Below are 17673 nucleotides of genomic sequence, written 5' to 3'. Positions count from 1 at the left end.
AATTTTAGGAAAAACAAACCAAAAATCCCAATTTTTTCCGTATTTTCGTAACAAAATAAATTTTGTGGTAATATTAAAATGTGACTAAGTTTTTTGTCACAGAAAGGGGTGATGAATCCATTATTTCATTATTTATAGATAAGGTGTTAACTCTAATTTTAGTTATAATTTTAGTTTTTATAATCAAATTCTAAAATTATAAATTTGTTAAAGTTCATCATCTCAAAAAAAATAATAAAAAAACCTCATTATGCGTCAATGGGGTTTTTCATTATCTAAATCTAGATAATTAAATGTGATGAATCCATTATTCATTATTATTATAACACTTTTTCTACAAATGTTTTGTAAATTGTAAATTTTTTATTAGAACAGAAATAATTTGTCACGATTTTTTAAAAAATTATAAATTAAACTAGTTTTTATTGATTTTAGATTTTTTGGTTTTTATATATTTTTCAAATTCTTCAAAAATTTTTCATGCATTATTAGAAAATTCTCCTTCTTTTTTAAATTTTCTAATAATTTCTTTTGTGTTTGTATCTTTTTCTACAATATATTCTAAACTATTTAAAATATTTATTAATGACTTGTCAGTAATTTTATCTGAACTTCCTAATTCCTTATAATAAGCTTTTATTTCACTTAATAAATTTTTGAAAACATAAAGGGAAATAAAGGAAAAAAACGCACTTTCTTCAATCTGGTTTTGATTATACACCAACATTGAATTAGTTTCATCATTGCTTTTTAAAGTTTTGAATATTTCTTGGATTTTTTCTTGATTTCAATAGAAATCTAATTCTGCTTCTGATAAAGAAGTTTTATAAACAGAAAACGTTTTTATTTTTTTAGATTTAAAAGAATTATTGGTTTTGATATTGTTATTTTCATTTTTAGAAGCAGTTTTTGTTTTATATGGAATTATAAAATCTATATTGTTAGATTCAAGAAATTTTATATTTTCAGCAGAACTCATTTCTTTATTAATTATTATTATTAGTTTATTGATAGAAATTCTTTCTTTTAATTCTTCAAATAATGGAATTAATGTTCCAACATATTCTGTATTTTTAGCAAATGTTTTATAAAAAATAGGTATTCCTTGATCATCGTAAATCGTAGATAAAACAACTTGATCATCATAAAATTCATAATCTTCAAAAAAACTAAAGTCTTGTAAATTGTCCTTTATGATATTTTCTAAATAAATAGTTTTTGAATCAAAAAATAATAAGTTGTTTTCTTTGTTGATTTTATTTTTGAAAATAAAATCTAAAATTTTAGACTTATTTTTAAATAAAATACTTAAAGCTTGATGGAAATTACTTTTGGAATAATCTGAATTTAAAGTTGTTATGTTTTTAATGTAGAATTCTTCAATTATCCTTTTAGGATTTATTATTTTGTTGGCTATTTGATAAGAAACCACTTCTTTCATTTCTTTATTTTGGTCAAAAGTAATTTGATTTAATAATTTTATATCTTCAATATATTCTTTTATAAATTCAAAACCATAATATAAGATATCTCAATACGTAACTCGGTTTTCTAATGCTCTGTCTATTTCTGATTTTAAAAAAACTAAATTAACTTTTTCATCGTATTGTTTGATAACCTCTTTAATTATAGCTTCGAAATTTTCATTTTTCTTTTTTAATTGAATGACGTTTCCTAGTCCTAAAAGTTTAACATTTTTTCTGGTTTTTCCATTAACTTGTCAATATCCAATATTTTTATAAGTTGCCTTTTTTGGTCCAGTTGAGTTATATAGCATTAATTTCATAGTATTAATTATATATTAATCATAATTTTTGTTTATAAATAAATTATTAATAAAATTCAAAAGTTGGTTTTTAACGATGTAAAAAATTTTATCATTCTTTCATTGATTGTTAAAAGTTTTAATCTTAAAATGACACAAAAATTTTAGGAAAAATAAACCAAAAATCCCAATTTTTTCCGTATTTTCGTAACAAAATAAATTCTGTGGTAATATTAAAATGTGACTAAGTTTTTTGTCACAGAAAGGGGTGGTGAACTATGTTTTATATTATTCATAGAGAAAATGATAACCTTAATTTTAATTATAATTTTAGTATTTATTATCAAATTCTAAAATTATAAATTTGTTAAAGTTCATTACCTCAAAAAATAATAAAAAAACCTCATTGTAGCGCAATGGGGTTTTCATTATCTAAATTTAGATAATTAAGTGTAATGAACTATGTTTACAATATTATTATAACACTTTTTCTACAAATGTTTATAAAAATGTGAAAACAAAAATTATATATCATTAATAGTGCAAAATTACGGATTTAAAAAAGAACTATTTGAGAATTTAATTTTTATTTAATAAAATTGAATTTTATAACTTATATATTTTTTGTTAAGTTTTTAAGTCAAAAATAAAATGAAATTAAATTTGTTTGTGTATTTTTAAATTTTATAAATAAGGAGAAAGATGAAAGTTAGAGATTTTTTAGAATATTGTACAGAAATTAATTTGTCTAAAAATACAATTAGACAATACGAATATATACTAGGAGATGTTTTAGATGTTGATAATAAAGAATTTAAAAAAGTAATTGAAATTATTATTGATGATAAAAAAGGTGGTGGATACCAGCATACTTTAAAAGATATTTATCATAGTTTTTTAAAGTATACAAAGGATGAAGAAAAATTAGAAAGATTAAGCAAAATCAAACTCAAACCGATTCCACTCTACTTTAGAGCAATAATAACAAAAGAAGAGCTTTATGAAAAAACAACAATTAAAACTAAACGCAAAACAGAAATTTTTTATAAAACAATAATCCGGTTTTTATTTGAAACCGGAATAAGAATTGGAGAATTAAAACATTTAGATATTAGAGATGGCAGACTATATACTATAGGAAAAGGGAATCGTGAAAGACAATTGTTTTATAAATATGAAACATTAAAAATAATGTTTGAAAATTGAGATAAATATAAAAATGCCAAACCCAATACAGTAGCTAAGCAAATTAAAAAAATTTTGGGAAAAATTTATTCACCCCATAGTTTAAGAAGGTCTTTTGCTAGTTTCCTTTTAAAAAATGATGCAAATCCTAAAATGGTACAAATGTTAATGGGCCATATTAAAATTACAACCACTTTTAAATACTTGCATTTTTCCGAAAGGGAAAATCAAGATATGTACAACAAAATCTTTTATGAAGAATAAAAAAATTGCTTTCCTGAATGAAAAAAATGCAAAAAAATGCAATTTTTTCATTTGTTTTATTATTTTCTAAGTTTTTTAAATAAAGCTGCTATATAATAAAACTATAAAATATATTTATAAAAAAGGAGAAAAAAATGAAAAAATTTGATGTAGTAGTTTTAGGTGGTGGTCCAGGTGGATATAGCCTTGCTAGCATTTTAGCTACAAATGGAAAAAATGTCGCTTTAATTGAAAAAAGCGACTTAGGTGGAACTTGCGTTAATAGAGGATGTATTTCTACTAAAACTTTAATTAAATCTGCAAAAGTTTATGAAACTGTCAAAAAAGCTAAAGAATTTGGTATTCATTTAAATGGAAAACACTTTCATTTAAATGAAATTCAAAAAAGAAGAAAAGATAATAAAGAATTACTAAACACTAACATTGAAAAATTATTAGTTTCTAGCAATGTAACCATTTTTAAAGAATATGGTGAAGTTTTAAGTAATAAAACTATAAAACTAACTAACGAAACTATTGAATTTGATAAATTAGTTTTAGCTACCGGTTCTTCTAGTAGAAAATTAAACCTTAAAGGTTTTGAACAAGGTTACCAAGAAGGATTTTTAATTGATTCAGATAAAGCACTAACATTGGAAAAATTACCAGAATCAATGACAATAGTTGGTTCAGGTCCAATTTCTTTAGAATTTGCTTATTTCTATTCAACTCTTGGAGTTAAAATTACTATTTTAGAAGTAAGAAGTTTTATGGGTAATTTTGACATTGAATTACAAAAAAATGTTAAAAATTACTTACTAGAAAAAGGTGTTGCAATTTATGAAAATGTTAAACTTCTAGAAGTGAAAGATAAAACTTTATTAGTAGAAATTGATTCAAAAATACAGGAATTTTCCGATGATTTAGTATTAATGGCAGTTGGTAGAGTTGCTAACACAGAATCATTTAGTAAACTTAATCTTGAATTAACTCCTACTGGTTTTGTTAAAGTAAATGACAAAATGGAAACAAGTGTAAAAAATGTTTATGCAATTGGAGATGTAACAGGTATTTTACTTCTTTCAACAACTGCTTATAAAACAGGAGATATTGTTGCAAAAGAATTATTAAATAAAAAACACAACGAGGTAGTAAATCCTAAATTTATTCCTTGATCTGTTTATTTAAATCCTGAATTTGCAGGAGTTGGTTCAAGCGAACAACAACTAATTAATTCTAATGTAGAATATGCATCATTAGTATTACCTGCTGCTGCATTACCAAGAGTACATGCTGATGGTTTAGATAAAAAACACGGTTTTGTTAAATTTTTAATTGATAAAAAAACAAATAAAATTTTAGGAAGTTTTATGTTTTTAGAAGGGGCACACATTTTAATTAATGAAATAGCTCATGCCATCCAAAACGATTGAACATTTACTGACTTACAAACTAAATCATATACACACCCAACAATTGCAGAAGCTGTTTATTATGCAGCAAGAAACTTTACTTTTAAAAAATAATGAAATCAAAGCATTCAAAAAACTCACTAAATGTGAGTTTTTCTTATTTCCAGTGCCGGAACAATGGAAACTGCCAACAGCAGCTCTACTAATGATAATATAATTGTAACACAAAATTGTTTTTATAATTATACTTTATCAAGTTTCCCAACAAATAGTAAAAAAGTTAAAAATCACCTATTTTTTGATTAAATTTATTGTTTTTCTTTTTTCTTTATACCATTTTATTATTATTTATTACTGAATATAATAGAACTTAACAATGATTGAGAGAAATGAAATCTACCATCTTTTTTAATTCCTGCTTTTTCTCAATCAAAATTATTAAGTTTTTCAAGAATCTCCATAGTTTCATCAAGAGAACAAAAAGTGTAAATCGAAAGAACTGATGCATCATAATGTATAAATTTGTTCTCTTGTGTATTTTCTAAAATATAAAAAGGTTTTTCTTTTCTTGTTAAGCAATTAACAAAAATTTGAAAAGAAAAATTATGTGGACTTTTAGGAGTAGGTCTTATCCACTTTTCAGGCTCGTAAGATATTTTTGTTGTTTTTAATGTTCTTTCGGTTTGTGAATTTATAAATTCTGTAAGTCCTGCTTTAATTTTGCTATTAAAACCAGAAGCACCACCTACTTTTACTACTATTTTATGATTTAATTCTAAAGGTTTACCAAATATAATTTTTCCATTATTATAAAAATATTCTAACTTTTTAGGATGATTTTTAGTTTTAACTATTTTTACTATCGAAGTAGGAACCGATGCGTTTTCTCATACGTTTTCAGAAATCGGTTCTCAGTATGTTATGGAAAAATTATCATATATATGTTTTATTAATTTTTTAGCACTGCTATTGGAAAAGATTTTACTTGATATAATTCAAATTAATTCTCCATTTTCTTCTAAATCAAATAAAGCTTTTTCAAGAAAAAAATAAAATAAATTAGGTTTATGATTTAGAAAGTTTGAATGTAAATTTTCTTGAATGTTTTTAAAGTCTACATAAGGGGGATTTCCTATTATAACATCACTTTTAAAGTTAGTGTTAAAATATGAATTAATGATGGCTTCTTTATGACTTATAGTGCTATCTTTTTCAATTGCAATAATTTCTGAATTGCTGTATTTTTCCTTTAATTTATAATAAAAATTACCCGTTCCGGATGAAGGTTCTAAAATACGTTTTGGATTTTGTATAGATATTAATTTAATCATTTTTTTAACAATAAATTCCGGAGTAAAAACTTGACCTAAATTCTTTTTATTTAATTGTGTTATATTATTCATTTTCATCACCTTTTTTTGTAAAGTATTTGTTAAAATCATTTAATATATTTGCTCTTTTTTCTATACTTTCTCTTAGGTAATGCAAAATAAATTGTTTAGCTTCATTATAAGTTCTATATTTTAAATTTTTATTTTTACTTCAAATACACTGAAATGGTAAATTATTTCCGTTGGAAACTAAGGTTTCTATTTGTTTTAAAGAAGTATAGAATGATTCTTTTAAATTATTTTTATCAATGATTAAAAAATAATAATCCTTGTAGTTTTCTTTAATATTGTCGTGAAGTTTTTGAAAATAATCATTTCAATTTATTTGATTTGAAAAATCTGGTTTATTTCCAGTTAAGGCAAAATAAATGCCACCTTTTGAATTCAAATTATCACCAGAATTATTGTCTAGGGAGGTTATTTTTAAGTTTATAGGAACAAAATATTCAGAAGTTTCACCTTCAATAGCTAAATCATACCATTCTCTTGTTTTGCTATCGGTTAGTTTCCATTCCATTTTCTTAAGTAATGATTTGATTTTTTGATTTGCTAAAATAAATTTTAAAATCTCTTTTTCGTTAATTGCTGAGTTTATTCTTCCATCTTCAAAATTTTTAGAAAAAGAAATATTAGAAATTTTGATTTCTTCAACTATTGCAAAAATAATTGTTTCTATAATTTTTTTGTCTTTTTCGCTTTGCTTTCTATCCTTGTCATACTCTCCCGCCTAAATATTTCGTTTTTGCTTAAAAATATTAAAGAAAAAAACTAATTTAGGAAAAATGCCTTGTTTTTCCTACTTTAATTGATTTCGCTGTAATGTTTTGGTCTTGGTAAAGCAACTCTTTTGTGTTCACTAATTTTATGTTGTTTTTCTATTAAAACTATAGTTTTTGAATCAAGTTTACTTTTGTCTTTAAAGTAAATTTCTAAGTCATTATAAGTAAAACCTAATTCTGCTTCATCACTTTGGTTTTCTCATAAACCCGCTGTTGGAGTTTTATTGATAATACTTTCTGGAATTTCTAAGTATCTTGCCATTGCTCTTACTTCACTTTTAGTAATTTGTACTATAGGTAGTAAATCTACCCCACCATCACCATATTTTGTAAAATATCCAAGATACATTTCAGAGAAATTATCTGTTCCTAAAACAAGATATTTATACTCTTGCGCAAGAGCGTAAAGAGTAGTCATTCTCAATCTTGGTTTAATATTGGCAATTGCTAGTTTATCTTGTAAATCAAAGGATTTTAGCATTGTTTCATAAGTATCTTTCAAATCAATAGTTACAGTTTTTAAATCAAATTTTTGTACAAGTTTTGCAATATCATCTTGATCGTTTTTCATACTATTAATTGGCATAATAACACCAAGACTATTGTCTGGAAATGCTTTTTTTGCAAGAGTTGCAACAAGAGCAGAATCAATCCCTCCAGAGATGCCAATAATGACACCTTTCATATTAGCTTTAGCTACTTCTTCTTTTAATCATTCTATTAAATATGCAGTGTATTTTTCTAAGTTCATAGTGCAAAAATTTTAGCACATTAATTTTTTAAAAACAAAATAAAAAGCACTTTTTTGGCAAAAAAATGATTTTGCAAGGCACTTTTGCTTATTTTATGTTTTTTTTATCAAAATATGGTAAAATTTTGTTATTTATTAATGTATACATATATTAGATTATTAATTATAAAATAATTTAATAGAATTTTGCTAAATAATTTTGCAAAAAATTTTTAGTAAAAAAATTAGTAAAAAATTGAAATAAATCTAAAAAGGAAAAGTTATGGAAGAGAAAAAAAATAAAAAATTTAGTAAAAAATTAGCAGCTATAATTGCCTTAGCTTTTGGTGGAGCAGTTATAGGTTCTGGTATATTGGCACCTTTTTTCATTTTTAAAAACTGAAAAGAAATCCAATATGATGTTATTGATATTGAACAAAACTTTAGTAAAACTACTGATAGTAGTGTTGCTTTTGATTTTGCTTTTAGTGATGAACAAACTTACAAATTAAACGGAAGTGATATTCATGTTTCTTTAATGGATGCTGATAAAAATGTTGTGCAAACAGGAGTTGCAAAATATGTTGACAGTTTAAGAAAATGAAGCTTTGATTCTACCGGATTAGCTCAAAAGTTACAAGCTGGTAAAAGATATGAAATTTCTTTTGATACTGATAATAGAAGTATTACAAAAGAGAAAAAGAAATTTAATGTTTTAAACGAAGATAAAAAAGTTGTTGTAACTAAAGCTAACGTTTCTGAATTTGTAACAAACTCTATTAACTCTAGAGAACAAAAAGTTACTGTTAAATTTGCCGATGAAATTAAATCCTTAGATGGTAAAAAAGCAATCTTAAAATATCACTATACAACTACTCAAGAAGGAATAGTTGATCCAAATAATCAAGATAAAGATGTTAAAAATGAAGAAACAAGAATTTCTTTTGACCAAGCTGTTGAAATTAAAGATGGACAGGCAGAATTTATTATTAAAGGATTGCAACCTGCAAGAAAATATACAATTGAATATGTTGCAATCGTAGATGAAAAAGATTACAACGGAATTGTTTCTCAAAGAGAAATTACTGTTCCTTACAGTGTTGAAGCAAAAGAAACATTTAATACACCAGCAATCAAACTAGAAGTAAATACAGTTCAAACAATTAAAATGGAAAGCAATACTGGACAAATTTCAGTAGGATTTTTAAAATCAAACGATGAACCAGAAATATCATTAATTGGAAAACAAACTAAATTAAAATACAAAATTAAAGGAACTTCTGAAGTTAAAGAAATTACATCAACTGTGATTGGTAATTCATCTATTTTTGACTTTAACGGAAGCAGCGATGCAGCAACTTTAAAAGAAGGAACAGAATACGAAATTATTTCTGTTGAAGCAGCAGATTCAAGTGTGCAATTCAAAGAAAGTCTTTTAAATGATGCTAAAAAACCTTTATTCTTTAGCACTAAAGAAGCAGTAAGTGCTATTACTTTTGCAGAAAGACATGCAAAGGAACAAACATTTACTATTGATATTAATTCACAAAATAATAAAGCAAATTTAGATGGAGCATCTATTGAAGTTTCTTTAGAACCTTTCAATGATAAAGCAATTGAAAAACAAGTTTTAACTAAAAAAGCAGGAACAGAAGATGTTTATAGCGCTACATTTAAAGCAACACAATTACTACAAGGATTAACTTATAAAATTGCTAAAGTAAAAATAACTCTTAAAGACTCTACAGATTCATTCAATTTACCTTTTAATTATGCAATTGAGCAAAACGATGCATTAAGATCATTTACTACAATTGTTGGAGAAGCAGATTTAAATATACAAGGTTATGCAAAAACAAGTCATAACTCTGCATCTGTTAATTTAGTATATAGTCCAGAAAATAACTTTTTAAGCGGAAAAACCTTAGTTTTAAACTACAAAAAAACCAATCCTGCAAGTGATGAAGTATTTACTTCAGAAGCAGTTGCTAATGCTTTAAAAGTAACTTTTGACCTTGGTGGAGATACTACTAAAATAAATGAAAATCCTGATGGTTCAACTAATGCAAATGATAAAGTATCAAAACCACTTGATTCAGGTGCAACTTATACATTATTAGGTGTTAAAATCAAAGATACTGATGAAATTAAAACTAAGTTAAAAGCAGATAATGAAAACCAAAAAACCTTTACAACAAGTTCAAGAATTAAACAAATTCAAGCATTTGATATTACAGATACATCTGTTAAATTAAAAATAACTTTTGCGGATGCTCTTAAAACAATTCTTCAAACAACAACAGAAGATGGAACAGTAACACCTTCTCATAGAAAAGCAAAAATACTATACCAAGTAAATAACACAAAAGAAGGGCAAGAAACTTTAACTTCTACACCAATTTCAACTAATTTAGTAGAAATAACCGAAGAAGGAGTTACTTATACTTTAAATAACTTATTAAAAGGTGTAGAATACCAAGTAACAGGAATTCAATTTGATATTGAATTACCTACTTTCTATGGTAGAGAAGTAAGTTCAAGACAAGACAACAGTTTTACTACAACTGCAAAACAATTTGATGTTCAAAAAATTGAATTTGAAAATGAACATGAAAAATCTGCTGACATTAAACTATTTTTTGACTTAAATTCTGATATTGTTTTAGTTAATAAAAAAGTAGATATTTACTTTAAAGAAGCAGAAAATACAAATGCTCCTGAAAAACACGTTGTAGCAACAATTGATGAATTAGGACAAGCAACAGGACATGCTAGTGATTTAGAAGAAGGTAAAAAATATCTTGTAACTAAAGTAATGCCTCATATTGAAGCACAACCAGGAAATGAAACATTAACTGAAGCAGACTTTAATTATGTAATTCCTGCTACTATTACTGAAAATAATAAAACTTTCTACACTAAACCAGCAGTTTTATTAATTACAAGAACAAACTTAAGTGAAAACTCTGCAACTTTTGATTTTAACTTTGTTAACTCCGATCCTTCTTATTTAACAAGTACTGCTAAAATCAAAGTAGTTTATACTAGTGCTGATGGAATTTCTTCTTTTGTTGAACAAGATTTAACTGCAGAACAATTTAACACTAAAAAAGTAACTTTAACTTTTAATAACTTAGAAAAAGTTACAAGTTATACTATTGATAAAGTTACTATTGCTAATCAAGAAGTTCCAAGAATAACAGGATTTAATGAAGAATTAAATAAATTCACAACTCCTTCTTCAACTGCAAAAGTAATTTCTTCCAACCAAATTACTAATGGAGATACTGATGTAACTTTTGAACTTGGATTTGATAATGTTGTAGATAAATTTATGGATACTAAATCAGTTGATGTAACTTTAACTAAAGATAACTCAAGTGATACAGTAGTAGCAAGAGGAACAGTTGAAAGTGGAATCTTAAGAATTCATGCACAAAACCTTGAAGCAGGAACAAAATACAATATTACTGCTTTTGCTTTAAGTGAAGGATCAACTGATAACATTAGTGTTTCATTTGCAGATAGTGTTCAAGCAAACAACAGATTTATCTTTACAAGACCACTTGTAAATAACTTTGATTTCCAAAACGTTTCTGAAACAAGTGCAACAGTAGTTGTTCACTTTGCTGATTCACAAAACAACTACAATAACAAACACGTAATTTTATCTATTTTAAATAAAGAAAATAATGCAGTTACTGAAATTAATTCAAGTTCTTTAACTTCAGGTAGTCAAACAATAGCAAATAAACAAATTACTTTTGCTTTAAGTAATTTAAGTAAATTTACTCCTTATGAAGTAGTAGGAATTAAAGTAGATACTTCAGGAAATAACTTTGAAGATATTACTATTAAAAGCGATATTACTAAAACCTTTAATACAACTGCAACTAATGTAGCAGTTGAAAGAATTAATACAGAAGATATTACTAAAAACTCTGCAAAAGTTACTTATGTATTTAATAACATTGATGCTTACTTAAATACCAGAACAGCAACATTACATTATACTGTAGCAAACGGTAGTGAACAAACTGCTACTGCAACTATTAGTAATACTCTTGGAGTAATTCATGCTGACTTTAATTTAACTAATTTAGAAGAAGGTGCAAGTTACACTGCAAATAGAATTACTATTGATAATATTCAAAATATTACTAATTATACTACTACTTTCTTTACTTTAGGAGTAGTACAAAATGTAGTAGCAACTACAGTTAATGAACAAAATGCTACTATTACTGTTCACTTTACTAATGCAGATACAACTAATACCTTTAATAATAAAAAAGCATTAATTAAATTTGCTTCTGCTGCAAATGGAACATTAAAAACAGCACAAGCAACTATTAATAATAATAGTGCAACCTTTAGTCTAGAAAACTTAGATAAAAATACTAAATACATCTTACAAGATGTTTCTATTGAATTAGATCCTGCGCGTGCAAATGATTTTAGAATCATTGATTTAGATAAATCATTTACAACTGAAAACCAAGAACAAAGAATTAGAGACTTTACTACTAAAGCAACTTCTGCAACTGTAATTAGTATTATTGAAGATAACAATAATAAAACTAAATCTTCAACAAGTGTTACATTCCAGTTTGATAGAGTTGTAGATGCCTTTCTTGCAGATAAAAGTGCAACTTTAACTTACATTAATAAAAAAGATGGAAGTAGTGCAGTTACAACAGCAACTACTGCTACTGTTAGTGGTGCAACTAACTCTCTAACTTTTGACTTAAGTAATTTAGAAGAAGGAGCAGGATTTACAGTTCAATCAATTAATATTGATGGAGTTGCAATTAACTTTGCAGATAGTGTAACTAAAGACTTTTCAACATTGCCTGTTGTAAGTGGTATAACTCCTACTATTCCTGCAAATAATGATAGTGATACAAACATAGGATTAAATTTAACCTTTGGCGATGGATTACATTCACTAAATGGTAAACATGCAAGTATATCTATTAGTAGTGCAACTAATGGTTCACAAACACTTTATACTTCAGAAGCAACAATTGCTAATAACAGTGTTTACTTTAACTTAACTAATTTAGATAAAAATAATCAATTTGTAATTGATGAAGTAATAGTAGATGGTGTTACTATTGAATTTAATACTGCATTAAGCGATCAAAATAATGCAGCAAGAAAATTCAAAACAACAGCAAAAGAAGCTAATGTTACTTCACTACAAACTTTAGAAGCATCTAAAGATTCTGTTTTATTATCAATTAACTTTGATATTAATAAAGATTGATATTTAGTTAATAAAAAAGCAAAACTTAAATTTACAAAAGAAAGTGAAACTTTTGAAACAACTGCAGGTACTATTAATGATGAAGGTTCATTAATTATTAATGTTAATAATACTTCATTACTTGAAAATAAAACCTTAAGTGCTGGTACTGGTTATACTTTAACTGAAGTAGTAATTAGTGAAAATAATGATACTAATACTACTATCAGTTTAAGTAATTTAACAGAAAATAATAAAAAAGATAATGTCTTTAGTACTTTATCTACTATTAATGCTATTGCAGGAGTTAATGGTTCTTCAACCATTAGTACTACTGAAAATTCAGCACAAATTAAAATTACACTTCAAACTCAAGATACAACTTTAGTAAATAAAAAAGCATTTGTGCATGTTGTAAACAACTCTACAAATGCAATTACTACAGTAGAATCTACTGCTAACTTTAATGCAAGTAATGAAGTAGAATTTAATGTTACAGGATTACCTAAAAATGATACTTATACCGTTTTAGGTATTAGCATTGGTTCACAAAATGCTCAAATTCTAGAATATGAAACAACAGTAGCAGAAAGTGCTAAAACTTTCAGAACACAACCAACAAGTGCAACTGTTACAGGTATTAGTTACAAATGATTAGATACAAATAAATCAAAAGCACTTGTTACTTTAAGTTTTGATGCTGATGTTGACTCCTTTATGAACGGTAAAGCATTGAAGTTAACTTATAAAAAAGTTGCTCCAAATGATGGACCCCATTCAGGTAATGATGTAATTACAGTAGCAAAAGAAGATGGGCAAGATATTATTGTTCGTGGTTCTACTATTAAATTCATAATGCAAGGAAAAGTTGATGAAAACGGAAATCAAGTAGATCATGGTGGAACTATTCACGTAGCTAATAATACTAATGTGCAAACTACAACAAAAGCATTTAAAGGATTGATTTTAGGTTCTAAATATCAATTAGAAACTTTACAAACTGTTAATACTAATGATAATATAACAATTAATTTTGCAAATACTTTAACAGAATCACAAAAACAATTAATTACTCCTGATGGTGTTTATTCATATAAAGTAGGTACCACAGCAGCTGAAGGTAACGTTGTTGGAAGAGATGGGGTTTCAATAAGAATTCAAGCTTCTGTAAGTAGTCAACAAGATTTAGAAGCAATAAATCGTGCTAATCCAGGTAATATCCAAACTAATACTCCTGGAGCAATTAAAATTAGATTTTTCAACATTGCAACTGGTAAATACGAAGAATTAGGTGTTAATCGAGTAGCAGTAAGAGATTATAATACTTACTGAATTGAGTTTGCAGGAAAATTATCAAAAGAATCAAGATATAAAATTGCTAATATTGTAATAAATGGTGTTTCTACAGTAGAATTCCCTTACGATGGTTCAAATAATTTAGGTGATTATTCTTATTTCAATACTAATAGTAACTATGCAACAGTTACAGATATCGAATATGGAGAAAAAACAAAAACTAGTGCAAAAATATCTATTGGATTTGCTAAATCAGATGAAAACTTATTAAGAAATCATAAAGAAATAGTTGTTTCTTATAGAGAAGTTGGGACAACAGGAGATGCTCAAACTATAACTAGACAAATTGATCCTAATACTAAAAAATTAGAATTAACTATTAATAATTTACAACCAGGAAAAGATTATGAAATCACTGACATTAAAGTTAATGCTAAAAAATTAAATATTTCCAATACACCTTTCCCTGAATTTCACTTAATTGATTCCACAGGAAGAATCGAACCTGCTGACAAAACCTTTAGTACACTACCTGTTATTGATCAAGTTACAACTAGTGCAATTGATGAAAGAAGTGCACAAGTTACAGTAAGACTACAAGGTGATGTATCTGATATAGATACAAATGCATCTGGAATTCTTGTACTTAATAAAGCAAATAAAACAAGTGATGTAAGTGCTTATAATACAGCACAAAATGTACACTTTGATCCTACTGCTAAAACAATAACATTTAATTTAAGTAACTTAGAAAAAAATACACTATACAATATAGTTAGTTTAACTATTGGAGATAATACATATGATTGATTATCTTCAGTACAAGATACTAATAAACAATTTACTACAACTGGTACAACTGCAACTATTACTAATATTAGTTACTCTAATATAGTAAACCAAAGTGCAACAGTTAGAGCAACTATTGCTAATGTTGATAGTTATACTAATGGTAAGAACTTAAAAGTTAAATATAAATTATTAGATGAAAATAATAGTGAAACAGGAAGTGAATTAAGTTCAAATAATGTAACTATTAATAACAACACTGCAGAATTTACTTTAAATAATCTAAAAAATGGACAAAAATACAGAATTATTGGATTTGCTAATGAAGTAAATGCTGGTGAACAAAGTGTTGCCTTTACTATGGATAATGGAGTAAATAAAGAGTTCTCTTCTTATGTAGGTATAAAAGAAATTAGTAGCACTACACAAGAAGAAAGTGCTTCAATTACAGTAACCTTTAAAGATTATGAACCATCTAGAGTTGTTGGTAAACTTGCAATCTTAAGATTACAAAATTTTAATGAAGATATCTTTGCAACTGTAAATGATCAACAAGAAGCAACATTTACAGTTAGAAATCTTGCTAAAGAAACTCAATATACAATAGAAACTATTAAAATAGATAATAATACTTTAAGTTACTATGATACAGTTCAAATTACTGATAAACAATTTACTACATTAGGTACAACAGCAACTATTACTTCTATTAGCAGTGCTAATAATACGACATCTGCTGTTAACGTTACTGTACAATTTGCTCTTAAAGATAAATACTTGAGTACTAAATCAGTAAAACTTTATTACAAAGAAGCAGATGATAATGCTTCAACAACTGCTAAAACAAATGCAACAGCAGCAACAGTTACATTAAATAGAAATAATATTGCTACTGCAACATTTGCTTTAAATGGTAGTGATGTAACTTCAGGTAAAAAATATGAAGTTTTAGGTGTAAAATCCCAGCCAAGTGAAGATACTATTACTTTCAGCATCTCTGATACTATTAATGTAGCAGCAAGAGATACTAAATTCTTTGAAACAAAAATATCTCGTCCAACAATTAGTAGTGCTAGAATTGTACAAACAACAAATCCAGAAGGAAATACTAATACATTCTTATCACAAGTAGAATTAGTATTTAATGATCCAAATGATGCATTAAATACTAACTTAATTAACTCCTGAAACTTTAAATTAAAAAATGATAAAAGCGGAAGTGAACAAGAAGTTAGTGGACTAAAATTTATTAACCGTTCATTTACAAGAGATAGTAGCAATAATACAACTACTGTAACCTTCTATATAGAAGGAGATGTACTACAGTGAGCAGCAAGAACTAATAAATTAGAAGTAGACTTTAGTTACTTTGATAATTTAGATAAAACTAATTCTACAGGAACTGGTACATATATTTCTACATTAGCAAATGGTACAAGTACTATGGATATTACAACACAAGAAAACTTTGTTACTACATCATTGAGTGGGGTTATTACTACTGGAAATGATATGGAATTCCACTTAAAAGTTTATGATCCAAAAAACATTTTAACTAATTTCGGACAAGAAAATGGAGCATATGGATATAGAAATGGTGATAATGCAGGTAGAAACATCTTATCTTTAAGTAATGCAACTACAGGTAATGCTATAGACTTTAAGGTTAAAGCTAAACAATCACTTATTAACTTAAGAGCTAATGATTATTCTGTAAACTGAAAAGATAATTCATCTAAAAGTGTATTATTAGATAATAATCCTGTTTTTTGATATAATGATGGTCAAACTAAAGATGCAACATTAGTACAAAAATGAAAAGAAATTTCAATTTATAATAGAGGTGTTTTCCCTGATGGGGATAAATGAAATAGAAATTATGAATCTCCTAACGGAAGAGGTTGAGAAAGAGGAGCACTAAACGTTGATAAATGAAAATATAGATCAGAAGGAAGGGATTGAGTTAATATAACAGAAGCCCTTAGAAAAGAAGTTCTTTATATTCATCGGAACAATGATAATATTGTAGATATTAAATTAAGAATAACAGCAGGAAATGATACTGAATTCTTAATTGCTAAAATTATTAATTTTGATTTAAATGATTTTAAAATCACTAATGAAAAATCATTATTTGCTATAAATTCATCAACCATTTGACAAAACTATCAATCTCCATTATATACAGGTTCAAAATTTAGTTTTGCTGGTACTTCATATGATGATGCTAATAATATTCCACAAAATGATAGATGAAGATTTAATGCAGGACCAAGCAATTTTAATCCATCAACAGGTCAAGTAGATCAAAGTTATATAGCATTAAAAGATTCAATTTATGATGAAGCAACTGGTAAAATCAAAGGAATTATTCATTTACCTACAACCGCAAGAGATTCGTCTAAAAAATTACATGCCTTGCAATCTAAAGCAGATAACCAACCATGAGATGTGATTAAAAATACAAATACTAATGGAGTTTATGCATTTGCATTGTTTATTAATTCACAAGGAGATGAATACATTTTTGGTGACAAAAATGGTCAAGCTATAAATTTAACTAAAGATTTAATATACAAAAAAGATCAAGATAGCGATGATGATTATAAAACAGCAGAAATGACATTTGATTTAAGAGGTGTTGGTATTCCTGAAGATCAATTACCACAAGAAGGTGAAAAATTAAGATTTGTTAACTTTATTGTTACTTTTTCAAATACTTGAGAACAACATACTTATCCTTTCAACTGGTTAGATACTTCAAAATCATACAAAGAAATAGTTTACAAAAAATAATTTTTAATAAATACATTCTAATTTTAGGATGTATTTTTC

The 17673-nt window shown here is 26.2% G+C and carries 7 protein-coding genes; 3 read left to right on the top strand and 4 right to left on the bottom strand.

The features are described from left to right. Positions 1-415: 415 nt before the first annotated feature. Positions 416-1786 carry an IS1634 family transposase gene (locus ACXX89_RS01910; RefSeq protein WP_458557470.1) on the bottom strand — a complete coding sequence of 457 codons (1371 nt, stop codon included), beginning with the start codon at positions 1784-1786 and terminating at the stop codon, positions 416-418. A gap of 681 nt (positions 1787-2467) precedes the next feature. Between ACXX89_RS01910 and ACXX89_RS01905 the strand changes: the two genes are divergently transcribed. Together ACXX89_RS01905 and ACXX89_RS01900 are read left to right on the top strand one after the other, a co-directional pair. Continuing rightward, complete coding sequence (locus tag ACXX89_RS01905; RefSeq protein WP_458557469.1) at positions 2468-3214, top strand: tyrosine-type recombinase/integrase; 747 nt, start codon at positions 2468-2470, stop codon at positions 3212-3214. Positions 3215-3348: 134 nt separating this feature from the next. After that, on the top strand, positions 3349-4719 hold the full coding sequence (locus ACXX89_RS01900; protein WP_458557468.1) for a dihydrolipoyl dehydrogenase: 1371 nt from the start codon (positions 3349-3351) through the stop codon (positions 4717-4719). Between the two features lie 230 nt (positions 4720-4949). Here the strand turns inward: ACXX89_RS01900 and ACXX89_RS01895 are convergent, their stop codons facing one another. From ACXX89_RS01895 to nadE, 3 genes are all read right to left on the bottom strand, one after another. Then, a complete protein-coding gene (locus ACXX89_RS01895; RefSeq protein ID WP_458557467.1) occupies positions 4950-6008 on the bottom strand; it encodes an N-6 DNA methylase in 1059 nt (352 codons plus the stop codon). Beyond that, entirely contained in the window at positions 6001-6513 is a 513-nt protein-coding gene (locus ACXX89_RS01890) for a hypothetical protein (RefSeq protein WP_458557466.1), read from the bottom strand. Before ACXX89_RS01890 ends, ACXX89_RS01895 begins: the two co-directional genes overlap by 8 nt. A gap of 284 nt (positions 6514-6797) precedes the next feature. Next, complete coding sequence (gene nadE / locus ACXX89_RS01885; RefSeq protein WP_458557465.1) at positions 6798-7526, bottom strand: NAD(+) synthase; 729 nt, start codon at positions 7524-7526, stop codon at positions 6798-6800. A 262-nt stretch (positions 7527-7788) separates the two neighbouring features. Between nadE and ACXX89_RS01880 the strand changes: the two genes are divergently transcribed. After that, on the top strand, positions 7789-17634 hold the full coding sequence (locus ACXX89_RS01880; protein ID WP_458557471.1) for a hypothetical protein: 9846 nt from the start codon (positions 7789-7791) through the stop codon (positions 17632-17634). Positions 17635-17673 lie beyond the last annotated feature (39 nt).

It is taken from the genome of Mycoplasma sp. 1012 (assembly GCF_054343455.1).
Note: the sequence above shows the minus strand (reverse complement) of the source record. Positions and strands in the feature narration are given on the sequence as shown.